Annotated in this window: 3 protein-coding genes; all 3 read left to right on the forward strand. The window is 65.5% G+C overall.

Annotated features, from left to right (window positions below; all coding sequences use genetic code 11):
• A partial coding sequence (locus ACFWF3_RS34340; RefSeq protein ID WP_379318194.1) for an RHO alpha subunit C-terminal catalytic domain-containing protein occupies window positions 1-570 on the forward strand: 570 nt, incomplete at its 5' end.
• Window positions 567-902: a hypothetical protein gene (locus ACFWF3_RS34345; protein WP_379318196.1), complete on the forward strand. Its 336-nt coding sequence runs from the start codon at window positions 567-569 to the stop codon at window positions 900-902. The genes ACFWF3_RS34340 and ACFWF3_RS34345, both read left to right, overlap by 4 nt.
• Window positions 903-922: 20 nt before the next feature.
• Window positions 923-1,762 carry a TauD/TfdA dioxygenase family protein gene (locus ACFWF3_RS34350; protein WP_379318198.1) on the forward strand — a complete coding sequence of 280 codons (840 nt, stop codon included), beginning with the start codon at window positions 923-925 and terminating at the stop codon, window positions 1,760-1,762.
• The last annotated feature ends 105 nt before the right edge of the window (window positions 1,763-1,867 follow it).

The following is a 1,867-nucleotide window of genomic DNA, read 5'->3' on the forward strand; positions in this document are numbered from 1 at the left end:
GGTTTCGAGTGCGCGCATTTCCAGGTCGACGGCCCACATCGGATGGTCTCCACCGGCGGCGCGCGACGCTGGACGATGCCGCCGGAGTTCATGTATCCGATCGAACGGGTGACCCGTAGCGGCCTGGTCGGCCCGTGGGAGTCGCCGGAGCTGGGCGAGCTGCCCAAGGGCTTGAATCCCGGCCGGATCGAGCCGTGGGGTATCGACAACTTCCAGATCTTCCCCAATATCGAGATCCTCATCTACCGCGGCTGGTATCTGCTCTACCGCTATTGGCCGACCTCCTACCATTCCCACCGGTTCGAGGGAATGCTGTGCTTCCAGCCCGCGCGCACGGTCCGTGAACGGGTCGAGCACGAGGTCGCCTCGGTCGTCTTCAAGGAGTTCGCGCTCCAGGACGCGGGCATGCTCACCGGCACCCAGACCGCGCTGGAATCGGCGTACCGCACCGCAGGCCTGACCCACTTCCCGGTCAATGATCAGGAAATCCTGGTGCGCCACTTCCACAAGGCCGTCGCCGACTGGGTCGACGTCTACCGGCACGATCTCGCCGGGGCCGATGCGCGATGACATCGACCATGCTGCCGCCCGCCTTCGCCGACCTCGAACGGTTCGCCGTCGACTGGTGCTTGAAGACCGAAGCCGAGCGCTACGCCCGCCGCCTGGCCAGTCCCATGCAGGAATTGATCGACTTCTACGACGCGTGCTTCCCGCGTGTCGAGGACGCCCTGTCCTACTGCGACAAGTTCTCGCTCGAGGAATTGCCCGAGGACGCGATACACCTGCTGCACCTGGTGTATTCGCTGGTCATGGTCGCGATGGCCGTCGAGATCTTCCAACAACCCAAGCCCGTCGACAGCGCCGACGCCGAACTCGCGCGCGTCAGCGCTCCCTGGCCGTAGGACACGAAGGAACTTTCATCATGACGATTACCATCGAGAAACTCGGCCAGGCCGTCGGAGCCGAGGTGATCGGCATTCGGCGCGAGCAATTGCTCAGCGACAGCAGCGTCGCCGCGACCGTGATGTCGGCCCTCGAGGAGAACGGAGTGCTGGTCTTCCGGGACCTGCATCTGGACCCCGAAACCCAGGTTGCGTTCTGCCGCACGCTCGGACAGGTGGACACCTCACCCGGGCACCATCCGGTGGAGGGCATCTATCGGGTCAGCCTCGACACCACCAAGAACTCGTCGGCGAGCTACCTCCGCGCGACCTTCGACTGGCATATCGACGGCTGCACGCCCGAAGACGACGCGTACCCGCAGATGGCGACCGTGCTCACCGCCAAGGCCGTCGCCGCCATCGGCGGTGAGACCGAATTCGCCAGCACCTACAAGGCTTTCGACGACCTGTCCGCCGCGGAACAGACCTCGCTGCGTTCCTTGCGCGTGGTGCATTCGCTCGAGGCGTCGCAGCGCGGGGTGAACGCGGACCCGACGCCCGAACAACTGGTGGCATGGCGCCGACGTCCGATCAAGGAACACCCGCTGATCTGGACGCACAAATCAGGACGGCGCTCGCTGGTTCTCGGCGCGTCGACCGATCACGTCGTCGGGATGCCCGCCGACGAGAGCAGGGCCCTGCTCGACGGACTGCTGAGCCGCTGCACCGCACCCGACCGCGTCTACCGCCACACCTGGGCGGTCGGGGACACGGTGATCTGGGACAACCGCGGTGTCATCCACCGCGCCGCGCCCTACCCGTCGGGTTCCGCGCGAGAGATGTTGCGCACCACGGTGCTCGGTGAAGAACCGATCGAATAGACCACCGATACCGCTTTTCAGGAGTACATCATGGCTCGTTGGCCCAAGCCCGCAGAGGGTAGCTGGACCCAGCACTACCCCGAACTCGGCACCGCGCCGATGTCC

The organism is Nocardia sp. NPDC060220, assembly GCF_042727815.1.
Lineage (GTDB): Bacteria > Actinomycetota > Actinomycetes > Mycobacteriales > Mycobacteriaceae > Nocardia.

Coding starts and splice junctions, on each gene's coding strand:
- ACFWF3_RS34345 (WP_379318196.1), top strand. CDS start 567: ATGACATCGACCATGCTGCCGCCCGCCTTCGCCGACCTCGAACGGTTC.
- ACFWF3_RS34350 (WP_379318198.1), top strand. CDS start 923: ATGACGATTACCATCGAGAAACTCGGCCAGGCCGTCGGAGCCGAGGTG.